This window comes from Neisseria macacae ATCC 33926, assembly GCF_022749495.1.
Lineage (GTDB): Bacteria > Pseudomonadota > Gammaproteobacteria > Burkholderiales > Neisseriaceae > Neisseria > Neisseria macacae.
Window position 1 is genome coordinate 2732828 of record NZ_CP094241.1, and the last position, 26958, is coordinate 2759785.

The 26958-nt window shown below is 54.0% G+C and carries 19 protein-coding genes, 2 tRNA genes, 2 rRNA genes and 1 pseudogene; 11 read left to right on the forward strand and 13 right to left on the reverse strand.

What is annotated here, in order from left to right:
• Positions 1-18: 18 nt before the first annotated feature.
• From MON40_RS13070 to MON40_RS13110, 9 genes are all read right to left on the reverse strand, one after another.
• A 23S ribosomal RNA gene (locus MON40_RS13070) occupies positions 19-2910 on the reverse strand.
• Positions 2911-3340: 430 nt separating this feature from the next.
• Positions 3341-3416: transfer RNA gene (locus MON40_RS13075), tRNA-Ala, on the reverse strand.
• A 5-nt stretch (positions 3417-3421) separates the two neighbouring features.
• Positions 3422-3498: transfer RNA gene (locus MON40_RS13080), tRNA-Ile, on the reverse strand.
• 101 nt (positions 3499-3599) lie between these two features.
• Positions 3600-5140 (reverse strand): 16S ribosomal RNA (locus tag MON40_RS13085).
• The 16S and 23S rRNA genes sit together here with 2 tRNA genes alongside, the layout of an rRNA operon.
• A gap of 446 nt (positions 5141-5586) precedes the next feature.
• Positions 5587-6003, reverse strand: coding sequence for an RNA polymerase-binding protein DksA (gene dksA / locus MON40_RS13090; protein ID WP_003767066.1), 417 nt, complete (start codon positions 6001-6003; stop codon positions 5587-5589).
• 193 nt (positions 6004-6196) lie between these two features.
• The gene (locus tag MON40_RS13095; protein ID WP_003779401.1) at positions 6197-6751 is read right to left on the reverse strand and encodes a YggT family protein; all 555 of its coding nucleotides are present in this window, start codon (positions 6749-6751) and stop codon (positions 6197-6199) included.
• 2 nt (positions 6752-6753) lie between these two features.
• A complete protein-coding gene (gene proC, locus MON40_RS13100; protein WP_039863169.1) occupies positions 6754-7551 on the reverse strand; it encodes a pyrroline-5-carboxylate reductase in 798 nt (265 codons plus the stop codon).
• Positions 7552-7641: 90 nt separating this feature from the next.
• Positions 7642-8037, reverse strand: coding sequence for a hypothetical protein (locus tag MON40_RS13105; protein ID WP_003779405.1), 396 nt, complete (start codon positions 8035-8037; stop codon positions 7642-7644).
• Positions 8034-8741, reverse strand: coding sequence for a YggS family pyridoxal phosphate-dependent enzyme (locus MON40_RS13110; RefSeq protein ID WP_003779407.1), 708 nt, complete (start codon positions 8739-8741; stop codon positions 8034-8036). Before MON40_RS13110 ends, MON40_RS13105 begins: the two co-directional genes overlap by 4 nt.
• A gap of 179 nt (positions 8742-8920) precedes the next feature.
• On the opposite strand from MON40_RS13110, the gene MON40_RS13115 reads away from it, so the two are divergent.
• From MON40_RS13115 to MON40_RS13135, 5 genes are all read left to right on the forward strand, one after another.
• Positions 8921-9967 carry a type IV pilus twitching motility protein PilT gene (locus MON40_RS13115; RefSeq protein ID WP_003779408.1) on the forward strand — a complete coding sequence of 349 codons (1047 nt, stop codon included), beginning with the start codon at positions 8921-8923 and terminating at the stop codon, positions 9965-9967.
• A 168-nt stretch (positions 9968-10135) separates the two neighbouring features.
• Positions 10136-11368, forward strand: coding sequence for a PilT/PilU family type 4a pilus ATPase (locus MON40_RS13120; protein ID WP_003779409.1), 1233 nt, complete (start codon positions 10136-10138; stop codon positions 11366-11368).
• Between the two features lie 94 nt (positions 11369-11462).
• Complete coding sequence (locus tag MON40_RS13125) at positions 11463-11813, forward strand: helix-turn-helix domain-containing protein (RefSeq protein ID WP_242925942.1); 351 nt, start codon at positions 11463-11465, stop codon at positions 11811-11813.
• Positions 11717-12613, forward strand: coding sequence for an IS3 family transposase (locus MON40_RS13130; RefSeq protein ID WP_242925943.1), 897 nt, complete (start codon positions 11717-11719; stop codon positions 12611-12613). Before MON40_RS13125 ends, MON40_RS13130 begins: the two co-directional genes overlap by 97 nt.
• A gap of 400 nt (positions 12614-13013) precedes the next feature.
• A complete protein-coding gene (locus MON40_RS13135) occupies positions 13014-13550 on the forward strand; it encodes a porin family protein (protein WP_003767081.1) in 537 nt (178 codons plus the stop codon).
• Positions 13551-13652: 102 nt separating this feature from the next.
• Here the strand turns inward: MON40_RS13135 and MON40_RS13140 are convergent, their stop codons facing one another.
• Positions 13653-16685, reverse strand: coding sequence for an Rne/Rng family ribonuclease (locus tag MON40_RS13140; protein WP_174263550.1), 3033 nt, complete (start codon positions 16683-16685; stop codon positions 13653-13655).
• A 567-nt stretch (positions 16686-17252) separates the two neighbouring features.
• On the opposite strand from MON40_RS13140, the gene MON40_RS13145 reads away from it, so the two are divergent.
• The 3 genes from MON40_RS13145 (at position 17253) to MON40_RS13155 (ending at position 21538) form a co-directional block, all read left to right on the forward strand.
• Positions 17253-18251: an RluA family pseudouridine synthase gene (locus tag MON40_RS13145; RefSeq protein WP_003779413.1), complete on the forward strand. Its 999-nt coding sequence runs from the start codon at positions 17253-17255 to the stop codon at positions 18249-18251.
• 351 nt (positions 18252-18602) lie between these two features.
• On the forward strand, positions 18603-19226 hold the full coding sequence (gene rsmG / locus MON40_RS13150; RefSeq protein ID WP_242925944.1) for a 16S rRNA (guanine(527)-N(7))-methyltransferase RsmG: 624 nt from the start codon (positions 18603-18605) through the stop codon (positions 19224-19226).
• Between the two features lie 203 nt (positions 19227-19429).
• A complete protein-coding gene (locus tag MON40_RS13155; protein WP_003779417.1) occupies positions 19430-21538 on the forward strand; it encodes a TonB-dependent receptor in 2109 nt (702 codons plus the stop codon).
• 88 nt (positions 21539-21626) lie between these two features.
• Here MON40_RS13155 and murI read toward each other — a convergent pair whose 3' ends face one another.
• Positions 21627-22436 (reverse strand): glutamate racemase, encoded by an 810-nt coding sequence (gene murI, locus MON40_RS13160; protein ID WP_003779418.1) that lies wholly within the window; start codon positions 22434-22436, stop codon positions 21627-21629.
• 254 nt (positions 22437-22690) lie between these two features.
• Here murI and tsaE point away from each other — a divergent pair, with 254 nt between their 5' ends.
• Together tsaE and MON40_RS13170 are read left to right on the forward strand one after the other, a co-directional pair.
• The gene (gene tsaE, locus MON40_RS13165; RefSeq protein ID WP_003779419.1) at positions 22691-23167 is read left to right on the forward strand and encodes a tRNA (adenosine(37)-N6)-threonylcarbamoyltransferase complex ATPase subunit type 1 TsaE; all 477 of its coding nucleotides are present in this window, start codon (positions 22691-22693) and stop codon (positions 23165-23167) included.
• Positions 23149-24408 (forward strand): N-acetylmuramoyl-L-alanine amidase, encoded by a 1260-nt coding sequence (locus MON40_RS13170; RefSeq protein WP_003779420.1) that lies wholly within the window; start codon positions 23149-23151, stop codon positions 24406-24408. Before tsaE ends, MON40_RS13170 begins: the two co-directional genes overlap by 19 nt.
• A 165-nt stretch (positions 24409-24573) precedes the next feature.
• On the opposite strand, the pseudogene MON40_RS13620 reads toward MON40_RS13170, so the two are convergent.
• Positions 24574-24636, reverse strand: a pseudogene (locus MON40_RS13620) (transposase); the annotation flags it as partial.
• A gap of 102 nt (positions 24637-24738) precedes the next feature.
• On the opposite strand from MON40_RS13620, the gene MON40_RS13400 reads away from it, so the two are divergent.
• A complete protein-coding gene (locus MON40_RS13400; RefSeq protein ID WP_003779421.1) occupies positions 24739-24864 on the forward strand; it encodes a hypothetical protein in 126 nt (41 codons plus the stop codon).
• A gap of 272 nt (positions 24865-25136) precedes the next feature.
• Here MON40_RS13400 and MON40_RS13175 read toward each other — a convergent pair whose 3' ends face one another.
• A complete protein-coding gene (locus MON40_RS13175) occupies positions 25137-26849 on the reverse strand; it encodes a flotillin family protein (RefSeq protein ID WP_003743659.1) in 1713 nt (570 codons plus the stop codon).
• Between the last annotated feature and the right edge of the window lie 109 nt (positions 26850-26958).

The window sequence follows — 26958 nt, forward strand, 5'->3', positions numbered from 1 at the left end:
TGAAGTTCTTCAAATGATAGAGTCAAGCCTCACGAGCAATTAGTATGGGTTAGCTTCACGCGTTACCGCGCTTCCACACCCCACCTATCAACGTCCTGGTCTCGAACGACTCTTTAGTGCGGTTAAACCGCAAGGGAAGTCTCATCTTCAGGCGAGTTTCGCGCTTAGATGCTTTCAGCGCTTATCTCTTCCGAACTTAGCTACCCGGCTATGCAACTGGCGTTACAACCGGTACACCAGAGGTTCGTCCACTCCGGTCCTCTCGTACTAGGAGCAGCCCCCGTCAAACTTCCAACGCCCACTGCAGATAGGGACCAAACTGTCTCACGACGTTTTAAACCCAGCTCACGTACCACTTTAAATGGCGAACAGCCATACCCTTGGGACCGACTACAGCCCCAGGATGTGATGAGCCGACATCGAGGTGCCAAACTCCGCCGTCGATATGAACTCTTGGGCGGAATCAGCCTGTTATCCCCGGAGTACCTTTTATCCGTTGAGCGATGGCCCTTCCATACAGAACCACCGGATCACTATGTCCTGCTTTCGCACCTGCTCGACTTGTCGGTCTCGCAGTTAAGCTACCTTTTGCCATTGCACTATCAGTCCGATTTCCGACCGGACCTAGGTAACCTTCGAACTCCTCCGTTACTCTTTGGGAGGAGACCGCCCCAGTCAAACTGCCTACCATGCACGGTCCCCGACCCGGATTACGGGTCTGGGTTAGAACCTCAAAGACACCAGGGTGGTATTTCAAGGACGGCTCCACAGAGACTGGCGTCTCTGCTTCTAAGCCTCCCACCTATCCTACACAAGTGACTTCAAAGTCCAATGCAAAGCTACAGTAAAGGTTCACGGGGTCTTTCCGTCTAGCAGCGGGTAGATTGCATCTTCACAACCACTTCAACTTCGCTGAGTCTCGGGAGGAGACAGTGTGGCCATCGTTACGCCATTCGTGCGGGTCGGAACTTACCCGACAAGGAATTTCGCTACCTTAGGACCGTTATAGTTACGGCCGCCGTTTACTGGGGCTTCGATCCGATGCTCTCACATCTTCAATTAACCTTCCAGCACCGGGCAGGCGTCACACCCTATACGTCCACTTTCGTGTTAGCAGAGTGCTGTGTTTTTAATAAACAGTCGCAGCCACCTATTCTCTGCGACCCTCCGAGGCTTACGGAGCAAGTCCTTAACCTTAGAGGGCATACCTTCTCCCGAAGTTACGGTATCAATTTGCCGAGTTCCTTCTCCCGAGTTCTCTCAAGCGCCTTAGAATTCTCATCCTGCCCACCTGTGTCGGTTTGCGGTACGGTTCGATTCAAACTGAAGCTTAGTGGCTTTTCCTGGAAGCGTGGTATCGGTTACTTCATGTCCGTAGACACTCGTCGTCACTTCTCGGTGTTAAGAAGACCCGGATTTGCCTAAGTCTTCCACCTACCGGCTTAAACAAGCTATTCCAACAGCTTGCTAACCTAACCTTCTCCGTCCCCACATCGCATTTGAATCAAGTACAGGAATATTAACCTGTTTCCCATCGACTACGCATTTCTGCCTCACCTTAGGGGCCGACTCACCCTACGCCGATGAACGTTGCGTAGGAAACCTTGGGCTTTCGGCGAGCGGGCTTTTCACCCGCTTTATCGCTACTCATGTCAACATTCGCACTTCTGATACCTCCAGCACACTTTACAATGCACCTTCATCGGCCTACAGAACGCTCCCCTACCATGCCAGTAAACTGGCATCCGCAGCTTCGGTTATAGATTTGAGCCCCGTTACATCTTCCGCGCAGGACGACTCGACCAGTGAGCTATTACGCTTTCTTTAAATGATGGCTGCTTCTAAGCCAACATCCTGGCTGTCTGGGCCTTCCCACTTCGTTTACCACTTAATCTATCATTTGGGACCTTAGCTGGCGGTCTGGGTTGTTTCCCTCTTGACAACGGACGTTAGCACCCGCTGTCTGTCTCCCGAGGAACCACTTGATGGTATTCTTAGTTTGCCATGGGTTGGTAAGTTGCAATAACCCCCTAGCCATAACAGTGCTTTACCCCCATCAGTGTCTTGCTCGAGGCACTACCTAAATAGTTTTCGGGGAGAACCAGCTATCTCCGAGTTTGTTTAGCCTTTCACCCCTATCCACAGCTCATCCCCGCATTTTGCAACATGCGTGGGTTCGGTCCTCCAGTACCTGTTACGGCACCTTCAACCTGGCCATGGATAGATCACTCGGTTTCGGGTCTACACCCAGCAACTCTTCGCCCTATTAAGACTCGGTTTCCCTACGCCTCCCCTATTCGGTTAAGCTCGCTACTGAATGTAAGTCGTTGACCCATTATACAAAAGGTACGCAGTCACACCACATGGGTGCTCCCACTGTTTGTATGCATCAGGTTTCAGGTTCTATTTCACTCCCCTCCCGGGGTTCTTTTCGCCTTTCCCTCACGGTACTGGTTCACTATCGGTCGATGATGAGTATTTAGCCTTGGAGGATGGTCCCCCCATATTCAGACAGGATTTCACGTGTCCCGCCCTACTTTTCGTACGCTTAGTACCACCGTTGAGATTTCGAATACGGGACTATCACCCACTATGGTCAAGCTTCCCAGCTTGTTCTTCTATCTCGACAGTTATTACGTACAGGCTCCTCCGCGTTCGCTCGCCACTACTTGCGGAATCTCGGTTGATTTCTTTTCCTCCGGGTACTTAGATGGTTCAGTTCTCCGGGTTCGCTTCTCTAAGTCTATGTATTCAACTTAGGATACTGCACAGAATGCAGTGGGTTTCCCCATTCGGACATCGCGGGATCATAGCTTTATTGCCAGCTCCCCCACGCTTTTCGCAGGCTTACACGTCCTTCGTCGCCTATCATCGCCAAGGCATCCACCTGATGCACTTATTCACTTGACTCTATCATTTCAAGAACTTCTCTGACTTTGCCTGACACTCCGTTGACTAGAACATCAAACTTGAATTTCCTACTCTGATAAAGCTTACTGCTTGTTGTGTCTTAATCCCGCCTTTTGTCTTTCGGAATTAAGTCGATACAATCATCACCCAAATACTGTACCTGTTTTTCTTTTCCTATCCAGGAGACAACTGACCGTTTGCAATTGGTCAATCATCAAAAACAGACACATTGTCTTTGTTTGTTGATTTCGGCTTTCCAATTTGTTAAAGATCGATGCGTTCAATATTGCTATTTACTTCGCAAATCAAAATGAGCTGATTATTATAGCAGCCTTTCTTTTTCCGTCAAACTGATTCGTCAGCAGACTTCTCTTTAGAAAAAAAGAAAGCAGTTACACTGCCTTTTAACTCGCTTTGATTTGGAAAGTATTGGTGGAGGCAAACGGGATCGAACCGATGACCCCCTGCTTGCAAAGCAGGTGCTCTACCAACTGAGCTATGCCCCCGTTCTTGGTGGGTCTGGGAGGACTTGAACCTCCGACCCCACGCTTATCAAGCGTGTGCTCTAACCAGCTGAGCTACAAACCCGGATTCTCTTCTTAAGCGAACCTTGTCTTCACTCAAGCATTTTTCCGCATCTTCTACAGTTTACCGATAAGTGTGAATGCGACAACCTCTTCTTTCTCTAGAAAGGAGGTGATCCAGCCGCAGGTTCCCCTACGGCTACCTTGTTACGACTTCACCCCAGTCATGAAGCATACCGTGGTAAGCGGGCTCCTTGCGGTTACCCTACCTACTTCTGGTATCCCCCACTCCCATGGTGTGACGGGCGGTGTGTACAAGACCCGGGAACGTATTCACCGCAGTATGCTGACCTGCGATTACTAGCGATTCCGACTTCATGCACTCGAGTTGCAGAGTGCAATCCGGACTACGATCGGTTTTGTGAGATTGGCTCCACCTCGCGGCTTGGCTACCCTCTGTACCGACCATTGTATGACGTGTGAAGCCCTGGTCATAAGGGCCATGAGGACTTGACGTCATCCCCACCTTCCTCCGGCTTGTCACCGGCAGTCTCATTAGAGTGCCCAACTTAATGATGGCAACTAATGACAAGGGTTGCGCTCGTTGCGGGACTTAACCCAACATCTCACGACACGAGCTGACGACAGCCATGCAGCACCTGTGTTACGGCTCCCGAAGGCACCCCTCCGTCTCTGGAGGGTTCCGTACATGTCAAGACCAGGTAAGGTTCTTCGCGTTGCATCGAATTAATCCACATCATCCACCGCTTGTGCGGGTCCCCGTCAATTCCTTTGAGTTTTAATCTTGCGACCGTACTCCCCAGGCGGTCGATTTCACGCGTTAGCTTCGCTACTAAGCAGTCATGCTGCCCAACAGCTAATCGACATCGTTTAGGGCGTGGACTACCAGGGTATCTAATCCTGTTTGCTACCCACGCTTTCGGGCATGAACGTCAGTGTTATCCCAGGAGGCTGCCTTCGCCATCGGTATTCCTCCACATCTCTACGCATTTCACTGCTACACGTGGAATTCTACCTCCCTCTGACACACTCTAGTCACCCAGTTCAGAACGCAGTTCCCAGGTTGAGCCCGGGGATTTCACATCCTGCTTAAGTAACCGTCTGCGCCCGCTTTACGCCCAGTAATTCCGATTAACGCTCGCACCCTACGTATTACCGCGGCTGCTGGCACGTAGTTAGCCGGTGCTTATTCTTCAGGTACCGTCATCAGACAGGGGTATTAACCCCGCCCTTTTCTTCCCTGACAAAAGTCCTTTACAACCCGAAGGCCTTCTTCAGACACGCGGCATGGCTGGATCAGGCTTGCGCCCATTGTCCAAAATTCCCCACTGCTGCCTCCCGTAGGAGTCTGGGCCGTGTCTCAGTCCCAGTGTGGCGGATCATCCTCTCAGACCCGCTACTGATCGTCGCCTTGGTAGGCCTTTACCCCACCAACTAGCTAATCAGATATCGGCCGCTCAAACAGCGCAAGGCCAAATGGTCCCCTGCTTTCTTCCTCAGAATATATGCGGTATTAGCTAATCTTTCGATTAGTTATCCCCCACTGCTCGGTACGTTCCGATATGTTACTCACCCGTTCGCCACTCGCCACCCAAGAAGCAAGCTTCTCTGTGCTGCCGTCCGACTTGCATGTGTAAAGCATGCCGCCAGCGTTCAATCTGAGCCAGGATCAAACTCTTATGTTCAATCTCTAACTTTTTAACTTCTGGTCTGCTTCAAAGAAACCAACAGGACAATGTCTAAAACATCATCTTGTCTGTCTTTCAAACAGTGTGAGGCTGTCGCACTCACACTTATCGGTAATCTGTTTTGTTAAAGAGCGAAAACGAATTATAAAGCATTTCATCTCATTGTCAATCAAAACTTTTCTTAAAACCTCGAAAAATCAGATCAACTGTGATATACTTACCTGTTCGTTCAGTCACCGCCGAAGCAGCGAAGAACCGAACTATACCCCTCCCCTCAAAAACCGTCAACTCCTAAACAACAAAAAATTCCACAAAACCTAACAACAACCTGAAATACAAAGACTTTTATTTCAAATCAAAAACAGCAAAGGTCGTCTGAAATCCCTTTCAGACGACCTTTTCATTTTCTTACTGTCTAATTCAATTAGCCGATTTCGTTATACTTAGTCGGCAAACTGTTTTTTCATGCGTTCGCGGCGTTCTTGTGCTTCCACGGAAAGTGTCGCAGTCGGGCGGGCAAGGAGGCGTTTGAGGCCGATGGGCTCGCCGGTATCCGCGCAGAAGCCATAATCGCCTTCGTCGATACTGCGGATGGTTGCTTGTACTTTACCTAGAAGTTTGCGCTCACGGTCGCGGGTGCGTAGTTCCAGCGCGTACTCTTCTTCTTGAGTAGCGCGGTCGGCAGGATCGGGAGCCGATTCGTGTTCTTGCAGGTGGCCGGTGGTGGCAGATGCGTTTTCAATCAGTTCGTCTTGCATTTTTACCAGCAGTTCGCGGAAGAATGCCAACTGGTCACTATTCATGTAGTCTTCTTCCGGGCCGTCCCAATTCAAAATGTCTTGTTCTGTCAGCTTTGCCATAATTTTTCTTTCAATCTATTGCGGGAAACAAAATGCTACTCAAGTGGTTTATTTTATTGATTTCTTAGGACTTCTTTTCTCAAGCCCGTTTGGAAATGGCGGCATGATACCATGTTTTCACAGTCGTGTTTTCGATTTTCACTTTTTTGCATTTTGCTTACGTCATACTGCAAATTCTTAATGAACTCGCTGTCTATTGCAGTAGCCACAAGTTGATTTGGCGGGTAATTTGGGGCGATAGACTGCTTAACCAGATCCACAGTAATAATGCCAATATACTACCCGAAAAATCGTAGCGTCCGTACTTTAAAAACTGTACAGGGAAAAGGATGGGGCGATATATCCGTTCCAACGCGACGGAAAGTTGGGAATAGGGATCTTTAATACTGAGCACCATGCGGATAAACAACCCTATCAATAACACATAAGCTGCTGATTTAATTGTATTCAATACTGCCAGTATAAAATTGGCGATGATGATTTTTGCGCTGAATGCGGTAGGCTGCGCCACTAAAGTAATGAAGGTGAATGCGATGTAATATAACAACAGTCCTGACAACAGGCAGGCTGGGTCGTATTTTTTAACCGGCAGAATTTTATGCAGCGGGTTGACCAGCCAATCGGTTGATCGCTTGCTGAACGCCAAGAGCGCATGATTTTCACTCAATCCCGCCGCTTGCAGGAAAAGACGTGCCAAACACAGGATAACGATGCCGTCGGCAAGCAATATCAATAAATCTCCGCGCATTTTCAGACGACCTTATATTGTTGTGCCATTTCCTGCGAACGCTTGACGCAGGCTTCCACGCCTTGGGCAATGGCTTCGGCGACGCAGCATGATTTGAACGTTTCGATGGCTTCGTGGGTGGTTCCGCCTTTGGAAGTAACATTTTGCTGCAGTTTCGCGAAGTCTTCGCCGCTTTGCTCTGCCAAGGCAACTGCGCCTTTAAACGTGGCGAGACTGAGGGCGCGGGCATCTTCTTCGCTAAACCCTTGCGCCTGAGCGGCGGCTTGCAGCGCGCTAAGCAGGTAAAAGACGTAGGCGGGGCCGCTGCCGCTAATGCCTGTGATATTGTGCAACTTGTCTTCTTCGTCCAACCAAACGGTTAAACCGACGGAACGCATAATCCGGTCGGCGGCGGCACGGTCGGCTTCGGATACTTCGGCTTCGGCAAACATGCCGGATACGCCCAAACCGATTTTTCCCGGCGTATTGGGCATGGTACGGACGATTCGGCGCGTTCCGCCAAGGTAGCGGCTGAGGGTATTAATAGACAAACCGGCAGCGACGGAAAGCACCAATGCGCCGTTGATACGAACGTTGCGGCACGCGGCTTCCATGTCCTGCGGTTTGACGGCAAGAATCAAAACGTCGTCTGAAAGCAGTTCGGGCAGCGACTCGGAAACTTCGACATTCAATTCTTTTGCCAAACGCTCGCGTTTTTCCGCGCCGCGATTGGCGATGTGGATGCGGTATCCGCCCTGCTTGACCAATCCGCCCGCAATGGCAGCTGCCATATTGCCGCCGCCTAAAAAGTAGATGTTCATAAATTTCCTTAATTTTTTAAATGAGATACATTTGCTGAGGTCGTCTGAAATGCCGTTTCCACCCAACCGGAAAAATTTCAGACGACCTTTTTACCAACGGACGCTTTCGGGCAACGATGTTCGGTATAAACCCTGTTTTTCCAAACAATCCAATCCTTCTTGTTTGAAAGTTTCCGCCAAAGGGCGTTTATCGCGGGTGTGCCAATCCAGTCCGCAAGCTTCAAACTTTTTGATTTTCCTCATGAAATAATCATTAGCTGCGGTACGGTAAGCATTATCGTCAACAGAATAACTCCCGTCTGCCAAACGTGTTCCGCGGAAATCCTCGATAGAAGGCGGCGGCTCGCCTTTAATTTCCCAAAAATCTATTGCTGCCGGCTTTTTGGGCTTACACCAGCCCGATAAGGACTCACATTGATACCAGCCCATCAACCGACAACCCGTTAAGGTCAAACCAAGCAAAAAGACCGAGATAATCTGTTTCATTGACCATCTTTCCCTTTTTGCTCCCGCCTGCCGAAAATCGCGCTGCCTATGCGCACATGTGTTGCGCCGCACGCGACCGCCACAGGCATATCGCCGGACATCCCCATAGACAATACATCCGCGCGAACACCCGCCGCGTTCAGGTCGGCAAGCAGTTTCTGCATGGTTTGGAACTGAACGCGCAATGCTTCATCATCGCTGTCGGCTTTGGCGACACACATCAATCCGCGTACAACCACATTCGGCAACTTCGCCACTTCCACCGCCAGCGCGACCGCCTCATCGGGCGCAACGCCGTGTTTCGCCTCCTCGCCCGCGATATTGACTTCGATGCACACCTGCAAAGGCGGCATTTCGGGCGGACGCTGTTCGCTCAGGCGGCGGGCGGTTTTCAGACGACCTATCGTATGCACCCAATGCGCGCGTTCGGCGACAAATTTGGTCTTGTTTGACTGCACATCGCCGATGACGTGCCAAACAATGTCGGGCAAATCCGCGAGCGTTTCCGTTTTTTCGTACCACTCCTGAATATAGTTTTCACCAAAATCACGCTGTCCTGCGGCATATACCTCGCGGATGTCGTCTGAAGGGAAGGTTTTGCTGACCGCAATCAAACCCACTTCGCCCGCCTGCCTGCCCGCCTTTTGCTCGGCTTCGGCAATGCGTCGTTTCACCTCCGCATAATTTTGTTGCAATACCGACATGATTTCTTCCTTTATTACATCAATTACAGCGATTTTGAAAATTTTACTTGGTCTGAACGGTTTATGTATTTAAAATAATACAATTTATCGGGACCTGAACAGGGAAACGCCCGGCATTCCGCGTCCGCACTTTAAATCGGGTTCCGCCTCATTATTCTAAACTAAAACAAGGCCACATTATGCAGATTACCGACTTACTCGCTTTCGGCGTCAAAAACAAAGCTTCCGACCTTCACTTAAGCGCCGGAATGTCCCCCATGATCCGTGTTCACGGCGACATCCGCCGCATCAACCTGCCCGAAATGTCCGCCGAAGAAGTCGGCAACATGGTTACTTCGGTCATGAACGACCATCAGCGCAAACTGTTCCAACAAGATTTGGAAGTGGACTTCTCCTTCGAGCTGCCCAACGTCGCCCGTTTCCGTGTCAACGCATTTACCTCCAACCGCGGTCCTGCCGCCGTCTTCCGTACCATTCCGAGCGACGTATTGACGCTGGAAGACCTGCGCGCCCCACGTATTTTCCAAAAAATCGCCGATAACCCGCGCGGCTTGGTACTGGTAACCGGTCCGACCGGTTCCGGTAAATCCACCACGCTGGCGGCGATGATCAACTACATCAACGAAACCCAACCCGCACACATCCTCACCATCGAAGACCCGATCGAGTTCGTCCACCAAAGTAAAAAAGCCCTCGTCAACCAGCGCGAGTTGCACCAACACACCCACAGCTTTGCCAACGCCCTGCGTTCCGCATTGCGTGAAGACCCGGACGTGATTCTCGTGGGCGAGATGCGCGACCCCGAAACCATCGGTCTTGCGCTGACCGCCGCCGAAACCGGCCACTTGGTATTCGGTACGCTGCACACCACCGGCGCAGCCAAAACCGTAGACCGTATCGTCGACGTATTCCCTGCCGGCGAAAAAGAAATGGTGCGTTCGATGCTGTCCGAGTCCCTGCGCGCGGTCATTTCGCAAACCCTGCTGAAAACCCGCGACGGCAACGGCCGTGTTGCCGCACACGAAATTCTCATCTCCACGCCCGCAGTGCGCAACCTGATCCGCGAAAACAAAATCGCCCAAATCAACTCCGCCCTGCAAACCGGTCAAGCACACGGCATGCAAACCCTCGACCAAGCGCTGCAAACCCTCGTCCGCCAAGGCACCATCAGCCCCGACGTAGCCCGCAGTAAAGCGCAAAACAGCGACAGCATGACCATCGTCTGATCAGCACATTCCATTATCGGGAACAGACAAGGTCGTCTGAAACGCACTTTATACAACGAGGAAGCCCGTTTCCCGTTTTCAGACGACCTCCGTAAGGCAGGCAATACCCAATAACAAACAAACCGCCCGCCGGTCTCAATATTCACTTACTTATAAAGAGTACACAAAATGAGCGAAACAACTCCTTTACACAACTTACTCAGCGAAATGGTGCAAGCCTACTCGCAAAAAAACCAACCGCCACATATTCCCACTCCCGCCGAAATCGGCACACACCTCCATCCCCTGCTCGACCGTATGTGCGTCGAAGCAGAAAAACGCGGCGCATCCGACATCTTCATCAGCGCAGGTTTCCCGCCTGCCGTCAAAGTCAGCGGCACCCTGACCCCCGTCCCGCACAAAGCCCTGACTGGCGAAGACACTGCCGCCATCGTCGAATCCACCATGAACCCCGAGCAGCTTGAGACCTTCAACCGCGAATGGGAACTCAACTACTCCGTCCAATCCCGCAGCAACACCCGTTACCGCGTCAACGCCTACCACGAACAAGGCCGCGTCGGCATGGTCTTGCGCCGTATCAACCAAGAAATCCCCGAAATGGAGAGCCTCGGCCTGCCCGCCAAACTCAAAGACCTCTCCCTTTCCCCGCGCGGCCTGCTGATCCTTGCCGGCCCGACCGGTTCCGGTAAATCGACCACCATGGCATCCATGCTCGACTACCGCAACCACAAAATGCCCGGCCACATCGTCACCATCGAAGACCCGATCGAATTCATCTACAAACCCCGCCGCAGCATCTTCACCCAGCGCGAAGTCGGCATCGACACCAACGACTGGAAAATCGCCGTTCAAAGCGCGATGCGTCAAGCGCCCGACGTCGTCTGTATCGGCGAGGTGCGCAGCGAAGCCAGTATGGAATACGCCCTCCAGCTTGCCCAAACCGGCCACTTGTGCGTCTTCACCATCCACGCCAACACCGCCGCCCAAACCATCGAACGTATCATCAACTTCTACCAAGAAGACCGACGCAAACAGGTCCTCATGGATTTGGCACTCAACCTGACCGGCATCATCGGCCAGCGCCTCGCCATCAAGAAAAACCGCAGCCAGCGTACCGCCGTCGTCGACCTTCTGCTCAACACACCCGCCATGCAGGATTTGATTTTCAAAGGTGAACTCATGGAAATCCGCGAACTCATGATGCGCTCCGGCACTGACGGCATGCAGACCTTCGACCAACACCTGTTCGAACTCTACATCCAAGGTCAAATCGAATACGACGAAGCCCTGCGCCAAGCCGTTTCCACCAACGACCTGCGCCTGCGCATCCAAATGCACGAAGAAGGCAACGACCCCGACCGCCTCTACGACCGCATCAGCGATTTGAACCTGATTTCGTAAATACCCGATTTCAGGCAAAACAAAGGTCGTCTGAAAACTGAACTGCACCCCAAAAGTTGGACATCCCCTCCAACTCACAAGGTGCAGTTTTTTTATGAGCAAATATACATTACACTTCAAATACCAAGCCGTACTCCACTACCTGCATATACGCAGCCAACAGCGTACCGCAGACCACTACGGCATTTCCCGAACCCACCTGAGACGATGGATACGCGCCTATCAAGAAGGCGGTATCGGCGCACTCGAACATCCCCAATCCAAAACCATGACCCAACACCGCAAAAACCCCTTCATCGCAGATAAACCCGACCAAGAAAAAACGCAGGCAGAGCTTATTGAAGAGTTGTGCTATATGCGCGCAAAGGTTGCCTACCTAAAGGAGTTAAAAGCCCTCAGCCAAAAGCAGACCGCAAAGGACAAAGCCAAACCGTCCAAACACTGAGGGCGCAACACCCGCTCAAATACCTACTGCACATCGCAAACCTGCCCCAAAGCAGCTTTTACTACCACAACCAAGACCGACCCGACCCCGACGCAGCCGACAAAGCCCTCCTCGTCGAAACCTACCGGCGGCATAAAGGACGCTACGGACAAAGGCGCATTGCCGCCGCATTGGGTTGGAACCGCAAAAAAGCGGCGCGGTTGATGAAGCAGTTGGAACTGAAAGCCCTCATACGGGCGAAAAAAGCCTACCGCCATCCCGCCATGGGCGAGATATCGGAACACCTCCTCAAACGCCGGTTCAAAGCCCGAAAGCCTAACGAAAAATGGCTGACCGACGTTACCGAACTCAAAGGGAAGGACGGCAAACTGTACCTCTCGCCGATATTGGACCTGTTCAACCGGGAAATCGTCGCCTACGCCATGAGCCGCAATGCCAACAGCGAAATGGTGAAGGAAATGCTCGAAAAAGCCGCCCCCCGTCTGACTGCTAAAGGAACGATGCTTCATTCGGACCAAGGTGTGCTGTACCGTACGGCGGGGTATAGGGAATTGCTTGCGGAGCATTCCATGGTTCAAAGCATGTCGCGAAAGGCGAACTGTTGGGACAATGCGCCGATGGAAAGCTTCTTTGCGGTGTTGAAGACGGAGTGTTTCTATAACGCAGGTGAATTGACAGTAGATGAATTGATGAAGCAGATAGATGACTATATGGATTACTACAACCGGGAGCGTTGCAGTTTGAAATTGAAAAAGCTGAGTCCTGTCGCATACAGAACCCAGCTTGCACAGAGCGCCTGAATAGGCTTTTATGAGTGTCCAAGATTTGGGGGCCAGTTCAGTTTTCAGACGACCTTTGTCGCGCTTATGGCAATAAAGCCACACCGATCAATGTAAACTGCCATTTAAGCCTTTATCATTTTTCCCGCACTCCGCCTCTGCTGCCAAACGCGCCCCTCTCCACACAGCAAGGTTCATAAATCTTCATACTTTTCATCGCACTTTACGCAAATTATAAATCGCGCACCTCGATATTTCGGGCGATACAAATTCAGCCGTTTCAATGAATTACAAACGTTAAGCACTTGAGAAGATGGGTAACGCCTCGGCAAAGGCGGTTGCGGCTCATCCGCAAGCATCCGATACTGGATTCGTCGGAAGCAGAAACACGCTTCCTGTTTATCCGTGAAGGAGCATTATCATGAAAAAAACCTTACTGACTGTTTTATTGGCTACCGCTTCCGCCATCACTTTCGCTGATGGTTCTTTTACCGGCGCAGGCTTGGAAGTCGGCGCGGGCGCAACCAAAAGTGATGTGCGCAATGTCAATCTGAACGAAAAAACCAAAGGCGACGTTGCCGTACGCGGCAGCTACAACACACAATTCGGACAAAGCAACTGGATTGGCGGCGTTGAAGCCGGCGTTAAACCGCTGCACCGCAAAATCGCGGGCAATGCGAAACAAAAAGTCGATGCCAACGTTTCCTACGTCCAAGGCTACCGCCTGACCGACAACGCGCTGGCTTACGGTAAGGTCGGCTACCACTACGGCCGCTTCGACAATCTGGGCGCGAAACGCAACAATATGAACGGCCTCGGCTACGGCGTGGGCGCGAAATACGCCGTTGCGCCGAATGTCGAAGTCGGCGCCGAATGGGAGCAAACCCGTTATAAAAAAGACAATTTGAAAGTCCACAACAACAGCTACATGGCTACTGTCGGCTACCGCTTCAAATAATCTTTTTTAAACAGACAAAGGTCGTCTGAAACCGGATTTACGGTTTCAGACGACCTTTTTGTCGATTCGGGCATCTTAAACGATGCCCTCTTCTTTCAGCCTTTAGTCTTTGCGCGTTTCCACCAAGACCATTTCGGCAGCGGCGACAGGTTCGGCTTCGACTTTCGGCACGTCGGCGCGGCGCAGGCCGGATTCGGGTTCGGGCTGAACCTGTTCGGCAAAGGCGGCGACGGCTTCGGGATTGGTTTCGACAAACACCAAACCGCCTAAGTCGGGCATCGCGGCAACGGCAGGGACAGTTTCTTCCGGCTCGGTCGCTTCCGCTTGGCCTGCTTCCGGCACAGTTTGCGGCTCGGATTCCGTTGCTTGGGCGGCTGCGGCGGCCGCTGCGGCGGCGGCAAGGGCTTCGATGGCAGCGGCGGCTTCGCGTTCGGCTTTCCAAACGACCAGCTCTTCCTCCATTTCGGCAACGGCTTCGACCTCGCCTTCGGCAGGGACGGCGGTCATTGGTTGGTAGCCGTCTTCGGTTTCGATGGCGAACACGGAAGTCGAAGTTTCTTCGACGCTGCCGATGGCGGAGTCGATGATGCTGCATTCGTCGTCGGTGCTGTCTTCGATCAGGATGCCGCTGTCCGCTTCTTCGCCTTCGATGGAGAACACGAAGGCTTCTTCAGTGGCCGCAACGGGTTCGGAAACGACGACCACCAAAGGCTCGGCACTATCCTCGGGAGCGGGGATGGTTACGGCAAACGGTTCTTCTTCGACAGGCTCGCCCATGACGTGCGCGGCGGCGAAGCGGACTTTGTCGGCGGTATCGTGAATATTCAGGTACTGCTCGATTTTGGCGGCAGACGGAATATTGCGTTTTTTACCGTTTTGACGGCGGTCGCGCTGATTGTTGCGTTCGCGGCGGTCGCGTTGGTTGTTGCGCTCGCGTTGGCGGCGTTCGTTGCCTTTCGGTGCATCGTTATCGGCGGTTTGTACGCCCTCTTCCGCTGCGTTGTCCACTGTTTCGGACAAGGTTTCTTCCGCACGGATTTCCGCTTGTTCGCGGTTGCGTTCGTTGCGGTTGTTGTTGCGGCGGCGTTTGCCGCCTTGCGCCTGTTCGCCCGAACGGGATTCGTTTTCAGACGACGTTGCGGCGGCAAGTGCTTGGACTTCGAGGTTTTCGGCTTCCGATGCGGCGTTGCGCTCGTTTTGGCGGTTGCGGCTGCGGCGGTTGTCTTTGGCGTTGCGGGTTTCGTTTTCCGCCGCCTGATTGTCTGCTGCTTTGTCTTTGAAGTCCGCCACTTCGCGCACTTCTACCTTGCTGCCGTCGTGCCTATTGTTGCGGCGCGGGTTTTGACGGCGGTTGTTTGCGCGGCGGTTGCCGGAATTGCCGTTGCGGTTGTTGCCGTTTGAAGTGCGTTTTTCCGCCACTTCGGCAACAGGCGCGGTTTCGGCTGCGGTATTGCCGCCGAAAATGCGTTTGAGCCATGCTTTGAAGGTATCCCACCATGAACCGCTTTTTTGCTCGGATACGGTCGGGGCAGGCTGGGTATGGCGCACGCCTTTGACGGCGGGTTCGGGACGGGCGGCTTTGGCTCTTTCGCTGCCGAAAGGTTTGGCGGATTCGTCTTCTTCCGGCTCGGCAACGCGTTTGTAGCTCGGTTCGCCGTCTTCTTCTACGTCATCGATGCGGATGCGGTTGATTTCGTAGTGCGGGTTTTCCAGATGGATATTCGGAATCAGGACGACGTTGACATCCAAACGCTCTTCCATCGCAAACAGCTCGGCGCGTTTTTCGTTCAGCAGGAAGGTGGCGACATCGACGGGCACTTGGGCGTGCACTTCGCCGGTGTTGTCTTTCATTGCCTCTTCTTGAATGATGCGCAAAACGTGCAGGGCGGTCGATTCGATGCCGCGGATCACACCGGTACCGGCACAGCGCGGGCAGGCGACATGGCTGCTTTCGCCCAAGGCGGGTTTCAGGCGTTGGCGGCTCAATTCCAAGAGGCCGAAGCGGGAAAGTTTGCCCATTTGCACACGGGCGCGGTCTTTTTTGAGCGCGTCGCGCAGGACGTTTTCAACATCGCGCTGGTGCTTGGGGTTTTCCATGTCGATGAAGTCGATGACGACCAAACCGCCCAAGTCGCGCAGGCGCATTTGGCGTGCGACTTCTTCGGCGGCTTCCATATTGGTTTTGAAGGCGGTGTCTTCAATGTCCGCGCCGCGTGTCGCGCGGGCGGAGTTGACGTCAATGGAAACGAGGGCTTCGGTGTGATCGATCACAATCGCGCCGCCGGAAGGCAGGCTGACGCTGCGGGCAAACGCGCTTTCGATTTGGTGTTCGATTTGGAAGCGGGAGAACAGCGGCGTGTGGTCTTCATAGAGTTTCAGACGACCTACGTTGCTCGGCATGACGTAGCTCATAAACTCGGCAACTTGGTCATAAACCTCTTGATTGTCCACCAGAATTTCGCCGATGTCGGGACGGAAATAGTCGCGGATGGCGCGGATGAGCAGCGAGCTTTCCATGAAGAGGAGGTAGGGTTCGTGGTGCGCCTTACCGGCTTCTTCGATGGCCTGCCAAAGCTGTTTGAGGTAGTTCAAATCCCATTCCAACTCTTCCGCGCTGCGGCCGATGCCGGCGGTGCGGGCGATGATGCTCATGCCGTTCGGAATGTCGAGTTCTGCCATAGCGGCTTTGAGTTCTTGGCGCTCTTCGCCTTCGATACGGCGGGATACGCCGCCGCCGCGCGGGTTGTTGGGCATCAATACCAGATAGCGTCCGGCCAGGCTGATGAAGGTGGTCAGCGCCGCGCCTTTGTTGCCGCGTTCGTCTTTTTCGACTTGGACGATGACTTCCATGCCTTCTTTGAGCACGTCTTGAATGCGCGCCCTGCCGCCTTCGTAATCTTGGAAATACGAACGCGATACTTCCTTAAACGGCAAAAAGCCGTGGCGGTCGGTTCCGTAATCTACGAAACACGCTTCCAGCGACGGCTCGATGCGGGTGATGATACCCTTATAAATATTACCTTTGCGCTGCTCTTTACCCAGCGTTTCGATGTCCAAATCCAAAAGGTTTTGCCCATCGACAATGGCAACGCGCAACTCTTCGGCCTGCGTTGCATTGAACAACATTCTTTTCATAATCATTACCTCGCACAGGAGGGCAGCCTTTTCAGACGACCTGCCTGCTCTTTGTCAGACACTCTGCGAGGCGGGCGGGATTGGGCATAGCCCGCGCCCCTTTTCGGCGCAGGATGCAGAAACCCGGATGAGCAATCAGTTTTTGAATTGAAGTCCGCAAGGTTGCACGCCGCCCAAAACAATGCGGCCGTGTGCGGAAGGATACGGATAAAGAAGGCAATAAAGAACAATGCGGCGGAACACTCCGTCCGCCGCCGAAGTCCGGACGGTACAGGCCCGGCTTGGAAAACAGGTAGCCGACATCTTCTTATTATCGTTATGCCGGAAGTTTCGAACGGTGCGGCGCGGCAGGTTTGTCAAACACCCGCCCCTCGTCTTATGCCCGGTCAAATCGGCAAAATCAAATCAAACTTAATCACGTTCCTGCGTTTACGGGCTTTGGCATAAACGCAGGGAAAATGCTTTGCAGAGTGCGTTTTTAATATAAAATCTCGTTTTAATAATACCATCCGTCCCATACGGCCTGTTTGTACAGGTTTCTGCCGAAACGGATGTTCGGGATTATAGATGAAAACGCACGCAATAAGCAAAGATTCAGTCAGCCTGATTACCGTCGCCGAACACGAAGCCGGACAACGCCTTGACAACTATCTGATAAAAATCCTCAAAGGCGTACCCAAAAGCCATATCCACCGCATTATCCGCGCCGGCGAAGTGCGCCTTAACAAAAAACGCTGCAAGCCCGACAGCCGCATCCAAACAGGCGACCTGCTCCGCATCCCGCCCGTGCGCACCGCCGAAAAACAAAGGTCGTCTGAAAACCGCGCCCAAGCCGTACCCGCACGCGAATTTACCATCATCTACGAAGACGACGCATTGCTCGTCATCGACAAACCCGCAGGCACCGCCGTCCACGGCGGCAGCGGCGTGAGCTTCGGCGTCATCGAACAAATCCGCCGCGCCCGCCCCGAAGCCCGCTATCTCGAACTCGTCCACCGCCTCGACAAAGACACCAGCGGCCTCCTGATGATCGCCAAAAAACGCAGCGCGCTCGTCAAACTGCACGAAGCCATCCGCAACGACCACCCCAAAAAAATCTACCTCGCGCTGGGCGTAGGCAAACTGCCGAACGACAGCTTCCACGTCAAACTGCCCCTGTTCAAATACACCGGCGCACAAGGCGAAAAAATGGTGCGCGTCAGCGAAGACGGACAATCCGCGCACACCATCTTCCGCGTGCTCAACCGCTTTTCAGACGACCTCCTGCACCAAGTCGGCCTCTCGCACCTCACCCTCGTGCAAGCCACCCTGAAAACCGGACGCACCCACCAAATCCGCGTCCACCTCCAATCCCAGCAATGCCCCATCGCCGGCGACGAACGCTACGGCGACTACCAAGCCAACAAACGCCTCCAGAAACTCGGTTTGAAACGGATGTTCCTCCACGCCGCCGAGCTGCACCTCGACCATCCGCTGACAGGCGAAAAACTCATCTTAAAAGCCCCGCTGCCGCAAGATTTGGCACAATTTGTCTTAATGCTGGAAAACGCAGGGAAGGTCGTCTGAAATCCGTAGCGTGGGCTTTGCCCACGACATGAGTGCAAAGACACGGATGGATTCAGATTGCCAGACCACAAGTTTCGCGGGCGTAGCCCACGCTACAACTCGCTCAGAAAATTAAATACCAACCACTCCTCGAAAACACCCAAAGGTCGTCTGAAACCCGTAGCGTGGGCTTTGCCCACGACATGAGTGCAAAAATAACAGACGAATTCGGATTGTCAGGCGGTAAGTTTCGCGGGCGTAGCCCACGCTACAACTCCCCATTCCGACAACCTTATCCCCGCCCGCCCCACGCCTTTCAGACGACCTTTTTTTCCGCTACCATAATGCCCGACACAAACACGGACAAACACCATGACCCCGACACAGCAACTCCAATCAGGCATACAGGCATTAGGTTTGGACCTATCCGCAGAACAGCAAACCCTGCTGCTCGCCTATACCGGCCTGCTCAAAAAGTGGAACAAGACCTACAACCTCACCGCCCTGCGTGACGAAGCGCAAATGGTCAGCCACCACCTGCTCGACAGCCTGACCCTGCTCCCCTACCTCCAAGGCGCGCACACCATGCTGGATGTCGGCTCCGGCGGCGGACAGCCCGGCATTCCCGCCGCCATCTGCCGTCCCGACCTCAACATCACCCTTCTGGACGCCAACACCAAAAAAACCGCCTTCCTGCAACAAGCCGTCATCGAACTCGGACTCGCCAACGTCCGCGTCGTCAGCGGCCGCGTCGAAGCCGTTCAAGACTTCCAAGCCGACATCATCACCAGCCGCGCCTTCGCCGAACTCGCCGACTTCGTCAACTGGACGGTGCACCTGCTGAAAGACGGCGGCCTCTGGGTCGCCATGAAAGGGGTGTATCCTGAAGAAGAAATCGCCAAACTCCCCGACACCGTCGCCGTCGAACGCGTCGAAGCCCTCCACGTCCCAGGCTTGGATGCAGAACGGCATATGGTGGTTTTGAAGAAGGTTTGAGCCTTCCGAACGTTGATTCTGAATATTGCCAAGGTCGTCTGAAAACCCGAAACAGGGCTTTTCAGACGACCTTTCGTTTTATGGCTGCTTCGTTGCAAAATATAAACACGATTTGTCATAAATAAAGATAATTATTATCAATTATTTCGATTAAACAAAAATATTTCCTATAATGCCGCATCCCTTCATCTTCCGAGTTGAACATGCAATATTCTGCCCGCCTTTCCCTGCTTCCCGCCCTGATTGCCTCCGCCTTCCCGCTGTATGCCGCTGATACCGCCGATAGCGAACATTACACTGCCACCCTGCCCACCGTTACCGTGGTCGGACAGTCCGACACCAGCGTACTCAAAGGCTACATCAATTACGACGAAGCCGCCGTTACCCGCAACGGCCAGCTCATCAAAGAAACGCCGCAAACCGTCGATACGCTCAACATCCAGAAAAACAAAAACTACGGCACGAACGATTTGAGTTCCATCCTCGAAGGCAACGCCGGTATTGACGCGGCTTACGATATGCGCGGCGAAAGCATTTTCCTGCGCGGTTTTCAAGCCGACGCATCCGATATTTACCGCGACGGCGTGCGCGAAAGCGGACAGGTCCGCCGCAGCACCGCCAACATTGAGCGCGTGGAAATCCTGAAAGGCCCGTCTTCCGTGCTTTACGGCCGCACCAACGGCGGCGGCGTCATCAATATGGTCAGCAAATACGCCAACTTCAAACAAAGCCGCAACATCGGTGCGGTTTACGGCTCGTGGGCAAACCGCAGCCTGAATATGGACATCAACGAAGTGCTGAACAAAAACGTCGCCATCCGCCTCACCGGCGAAGTCGGGCGCGCCAATTCGTTCCGCAGCGGCATAGACAGCAAAAACGTCATGGTTTCGCCCAGCATTACCGTCAAACTCGACAACGGCTTGAAATGGACGGGGCAATACACCTACGACAATGTGGAGCGCACGCCCGACCGCAGTCCGACCAAGTCCGTGTACGACCGCTTCGGACTGCCTTACCGCATGGGTTTCGCCCACCCGAACGATTTTGTCAAAGACAAGCTGCAAGTTTGGCGTTCCGACCTCGAATACGCCTTCAACGACAAATGGCGCGCCCAATGGCAGCTCGCCCACCGCACGGCGGCGCAGGATTTCGACCATTTCTATGCAGGCAGCGAAAACGGCAGCCTAATCAAGCGCAATTACGCCTGGCAGCAGACCGATAACAAAACCCTGTCGTCCAACTTCACGCTCAACGGCGACTACAACATCGGCCGTTTTGAAAACCACCTGACCGTAGGCTTGGATTACAGCCGCGAACACCGCAACCCGACATTGGGTTACAACCGCGCCTTCTCCGCCTCCATCGACCCCTACGACCGCGCAAGCTGGCCGGCTTCGGGCAGATTGCAGCCCGTCCTCACCCAAAACCGCCACAAAGCCGACTCCTACGGCATTTTCGTGCAAAACATCTTCTCCGCCACGCCCGATTTGAAATTCGTCCTCGGCGGCCGTTACGACAAATACACCTTTAATTCCGAAAACAAACTCACCGGCAGCAGCCGCCAATACAGCGGCCATTCGTTCAGCCCCAATATCGGCGCAGTGTGGAACGTAACACCCGCCCACACGCTTTACGCCTCGTATAACAAAGGCTTCGCGCCTTATGGCGAACGCGGCGGCTATTTGAGCATCGATACTTCGTCTTCTGCCGTGTTCAACGCCGATCCCGAGTACACCCGCCAATACGAAACCGGTGTCAAAAGCAGTTGGCTGGACGACCGCCTCAGCACCACATTGTCCGCCTACCAAATCGAACGCTTCAATATCCGCTACCGTCCCGACGCGCAAAATGATCCCTACACTTGGGCAGTTGGCGGCAAACACCGTTCGCGCGGCGTGGAGTTGTCCGCCATCGGACAAATCATCCCCAAAAAACTCTATCTGCGCGGCTCGTTGGGCGTGATGCAGGCGAAAGTCGTTGAAGACAAAGAAAATCCCGACCGCGTGGGCATCCATTTGGACAACACCAGCAACGTGACCGGCAACCTGTTCTTCCGTTACACGCCGACCGAAAATCTCTACGGCGAAATCGGCGTAATCGGTACGGGCAAACGCTACGGCTACGATTCAAGAAATAAAGAAGTCACCACGCTTCCCGGCTTCGTCCGCACCGACGCCATGCTCGGCTGGAACCGCAAAAACCTGAACCTCACTTTCGCCGTCGGCAATCTGTTCAATCAAAAATACTGGCGTTCCGACGCCATGCCCGGTGCGCCGCGCACTTATACGGCACGGGTGAATTACAGTTTCTAATCTCGGGCAGGAAATGGAACAAAGGTCGTCTGAAAACTCAAAACACGGGTTTTCAGACGACCTCTCGTTTTGGTATGCGGGATATGCCTTATCCCAGCGAGACCATTTCGATTTGTTCCATGCTGCGTCCGAGGAAGCGTTCGCCTATGGTGCGGAAGCGCAGGGGGATGTCGCTGACGTAGAAGCGGTAGTCGGGGCTGTCGTTTTCAGTGTTGAGCAGCCCTGCTTGGGCGAGTGCTTGGGCGGTCGCTTCGGCGGTGGTGATGGCGGAATCGACCAGGGCGACGTTTTGCGCTTCTTTGCCGATTAGGGGCTTGAGCAGCGGGAAGTGGGTGCAGCCGAGGACGAGTGTGTCGATGTCGTCCACCAAGAGCGGTTTGAGGTATTCGCGCACGGTCAGGCGGGTTACTTCATGGTCAAGCCAGCCTTCTTCCACCAGCGGCACGAGCAGCGGCGTCGCCTGCGTGCGCACAAGCGTGTCGGGGTTTTGGGCGTGGATGGCGCGGGCGTAGGCGTTGCTGTTGACGGTGGTGTTGGTGGCGATGATGCCGATTTTGTTGTTGCGCGTGGTGTTCAGTGCGGCCTGCGCTCCGGCGGAAATCACGTCCAATACAGGCATATTGCCTGCTTTTTGGCGGATTTTCTGTCCGGCAACGGCGGCGATGGTGTTGCACGCGATGACGAGCGCCTTGACATCGTTTTCCAGCAGGAAATCGACAATCTGCATGGCGAAGGTTTCGATGGTGGCGCGGGATTTGGTGCCGTAGGGAACGCGGGCGGTGTCGCCGAAGTAGATGATGTTTTCCATCGGCAGGCGTTCCATCAGGGCGCGGACGTTGGTCAGTCCGCCGACGCCGGAATCGAAAACGCCGATGGGGCGTTGTTTGCTGATAGTCATGATGCGGTTTGTACGGATTAGGTATGATGGGGCGGATTGTACACGTTCGGCGCAAGGCTTAACAGGGACGGGGTCGTCTGAAAGGGTTTGAGTTGTGTGGAAACGGTGTTTTCAGACGACCTCTACGGCGTTTGGACGGCAGACGGCAAAGATGCCGATTAAACATCTTTATCTAACTTTATCCTCCCTTATGTTTGCAAATGCCCGTAAATCCAGCATAATTAAGGTTTTTAGAACACGATAAGGCTGATTTCATGAGCGAGGGCGCAACCTTTTCCCGCTGGCTTCCCGACGAAGAGTCCACACTCGAGCTGGGCGGAAGTTGGGCAAAATCGCTGCACGCGCCATTGGTCATCCATCTGCAAGGCGATTTGGGCGCGGGGAAAACCACGTTCACGCGCGGCATCCTGCGCGGACTCGGACACACCGGCGCGGTCAAAAGCCCGACCTACGCCATCGTCGAATCCTACCCGCTGGAAGCGTTCACGCTCCATCATTTCGACCTTTACCGCTTTGCCTCGCCCGAAGAATGGGAAGATGCGGGTTTGGACGACCTGTTCTCCCCTGACAGCGTCTGCATCATCGAATGGCCGCAACAAGGCGGCGCGTTCACACCGCCCGCAGACATCACCGTATCCCTGAATCACGCCGCGCAGGGCAGGGCCTGCACTGCTACCGCACATACTGCCAACGGACAAAAAAGTTTAGAAGCATGGTTAAATTCAAACTGACACGAAGACAAGTCGTCCGCCAAGCCGCCGGACTGTTGTTTACCCTCACACCGATCGCCTCCGCCCTCGCCAAAGCCGCGCCGCCCGCCCAATTCGTCGCCGCCCGTATTTGGCCTTCGCACGCCTATACCCGTATCACCATCGAAAGCTCGCGCGCCCTGCAATATCAGCATTTCGCCTTGGAAAACCCCGGCAGGCTCGTCATCGACATCCAAAACGCCAACATCAACAGCGTCCTGCAAGGCATTTCCGGCAAAGTCCTGCCCGACGACCCCTATATCCGCAGCATCCGTGCTGGACAAAACACCCCGACGACCGTACGCGTCGTGATCGACCTCAAGCAAAACGCCTATCCGCAAGTCTTCTCGCTTGCCCCTGTCGGCGGCTTCAAAAACCGTCTCGTGATAGATCTTTATCCGCACGGCGTCGATGCCAACGACCCGATGATGGCGCTGCTCAACGGCAACCCGCCGAAACGCCTGCAGACACAACGTCCTACCGATCGCACGAACATTGCCCAAGACGCACCTCCCCGCTCCAACCGCGGCGGACGCCGCCCCGTCGTCATGCTAGACCCCGGTCACGGCGGTGAAGACCCCGGCGCCATCGGACCCAGCGGCTTGAAAGAGAAAAACGTCGTCCTCTCCATCGCCCGCGAAGCCAAAAACCGCCTTGAAAGCATAGGCTACACCGTTTACATGACCCGCAACGAAGACATCTTCATCCCATTGGGCGTGCGCGTCGCCAAAGCCCGCGCCCGTAATGCCGACGTGTTTGTCTCCATCCATGCCGACGCCTTCACCAGCCCGTCTGCGCGCGGTACCGGCGTGTATATGCTCAACACCAAAGGCGCGACCAGCTCCGCCGCCAAATTCCTCGCCCAAACCCAAAACAACGCCGACGCCATCGGCGGCGTTCCCAAAAGCGGCAACCGTAGCGTCGATAACGCCATTCTCGACATGACCCAAACCGCCACCATGCGCGACAGCCGCAAACTCGGACATTCCGTCCTGACCGAATTGGGCAAACTCAACCAACTCCACAAAGGCCGCGTTGACGAAGCCAACTTCGCCGTCCTGCGCGCACCCGACATCCCGTCCATCCTCGTCGAAACCGCCTTCCTGTCCAACCCCACCGAAGAGCGACTGCTCGGCAGCGACTCCTTCCGCCGCCAATGCGCCGACGCCATCGCCACCGGCATCCAAAAATACGTCAATACCGCCGCATTGCGCAGAGGGTAAGTCTGGTTTGCCGGAAAAGATAAAAGGTCGTCTGAAACTTTGAAATCGGTTTTCAGACGACCTTTGTGTTTTATAGTGGATTAACTTTAAACCAGTACGGCGTTGCCTCGCCTTAGCTCAAAGAGAACGATTCTCTAAGGTGCTGAAGCACCAAGTGAATCGGTTCCGTACTATCTGTACTGTCTGCGGCTTCGTCGCCTTGTCCTGATTCAAAGTTAATCCACTATATACTTTAAAACGGCTTGTTCGGTATGGACAAACTATTGCTTCAATGCCGCTTTGCGGCGGACGCAGTTTGCTTGTTCTGCCGGATTAGGAAGAGGAAGTCGAGTGCGGCTTCCAACTGGTTTTCTGCAAGCCGAACGCCTGACGAATACGCTGAACCTGCTCCGCCTATTTGTCGCGTATGATGCGATAGAACAGATTTGGCTGATGGCAGATTTGTTCCTTCCATAATATAGTGGATTAAATTTGAATCAGGACAAGGCGACGAAGCCGCAGACAGTACAGATAGTACGGAACCAATTCACTTGGTGCTTCAGCACCTTAGAGAATCGTTCTCTTTGAGCTAAGGAGAGGCAACGCCGTACCGGTTTAAAGTTAATCCACTATACGATGGAACAGGTTTGGCTGATGGCAGATTGTTCCTTCCATGACAAAAGGTCGTCTGAAACCCTGTTTCGGGTTTTCAGACGACCTTTGCTTTCAGACCTTCTTTACGGCGTGGCTTATTCTTTGCCGATGCCTTTATCCAGTCCTTGCGTCAGACCGTTGATGTCGCCGCCGTTCAGGCCCAATTCTTTCAAGAGGCCGTCAACCAGCGGGGCTTGGCTGCGGTAGCGCAGGGCGCTGTTGACCATTTGGTCGGCGAGGCTGGCTTGTGTGGTTTGTCCGTCCGACACGCCTTCGGAGCCGTTGGCAGCGCCGCTGAATCCGCCCAAGCCGTTGACTTGCAGAATCTTGATGTCGTCAATGTTTTCCATCGGGCGCACGGATTCGCGGATGATGTCGGGCAGGTGTTTCAACAGGGCGAGGCGCACTTGCATTTCGACTTGCTCGACGCTCAGCACGTTGGCGGCTTCGTTGACGGCGCGGGTACCTTCGGCATCGACTTTGTATTGCTGCTCTTGCGCTTGTGCCAGCAGGACTTTGGCATCGGCTTCACCTTTGGCTTGCAGGCGTTGTTTCTCGGCTTCGGCTTCGGCGGCAATGCGCACGGCTTCGGCGCGGTCTTGCGCGGCCTGCTTCTCGGCTTCCGCGGCGACGGTGAGCGAAATCGCGTCTTTTTGCGCGGCTTCTTCGGCGGCAATCAGTTCGACCGCTTTGGCACGCTCGGCGCGTTCGGTTTCGCGCACGGTAATCACGCTCTCTTCTTCACGCACGGCGGCGGCACGGGCTTTGTCGGCCTCGGCTTTGGCTTCGGATTCGGCACGCGATTTTTCGGCAACGGCGATGGCTCGGTCTTGTTCGGCAAGCTCGATGGCTTTGCGGCGTTCGACCTCCGCCTGCTCGACGGCTTGGGCTTTGCGGATGTCTTCGTTTTTAATGTCGCGTTCGGCGGCGATGCGTTTCAAATCCACTTCGCGTTCGGCGGCGATTTTAGCTTCTTCCGCCTCGCGTTTTTTCTGCGCTTCCTGCTCAGCGATGCTGGCTTCCTGTTCGGCGCGGCGCACGGCGATTTCGCGTTCTTGTTCGAGTTTGGCGTATTCTTCTTCGCGCGAGATTTTCAGGCGTTGCTGCTCGGCTTCGAGGTTTTTGGTTTTAATCGCCAAATCGGTGTCTTGTTCGATTTCGTTGCGTTTTTTGCGGCGGCCTTCGATGGTTTCGGTCAGTTTGGTCAGACCTTCCGCGTCAAACGCATTTTGCGGGTTGAAAAACTCAAAGCTGGTTTGGTCGAGGCCGGTCAGGGAAACGGTTTCGAGTTCGAGGCCGTTTTTAAACAAGTCTTCGCTGACGACTTGTTGCACTTTCTGAACGAAATCAACACGTTTTTCGTGCAGCTCTTCCATCGCCATTTCGGCGGCGACGGCGCGCAGGGCATCGACGAATTTACCTTCGACGAGGTCTTTCAATTCGTCGGGCGACATGGTTTTCATACCCAGCGTTTGCGCGGCGGTGGCGATGCTCTCAGCGCTGGGTTTAACGCGGACGTAAAATTCCGCCATCACGTCAACGCGCATCCGGTCGCGGGTAATCAACGCCTGCTGCGCCGCGCGGCGCACTTCGAGACGCAGCGTGTTCATGTTGACGGGGATGATTTCGTGCAGCACGGGCAGCACCATCGCGCCGCCGTTCATGATGACTTTTTCGCCGCCGAAGCCGGTACGGACGAAGGAGACTTCTTTGCTGGCGCGGCGGTACAGGCGGGTGAGGATGAGGCCGAGTACGAACAGCGCGACGAGTATGACGCCGGCGATGATGCCGATGGAAACTAGGTTCATGGGTTTTCCTTTCTTGTTGTCGATATACCCTTGAGGGGCGTGGGTTCAGACGGTTTTTTTAGGGTTTAGGGTCGTCTGAAAGGTTAAAAATCTGGGGTTTTAAAGGTAG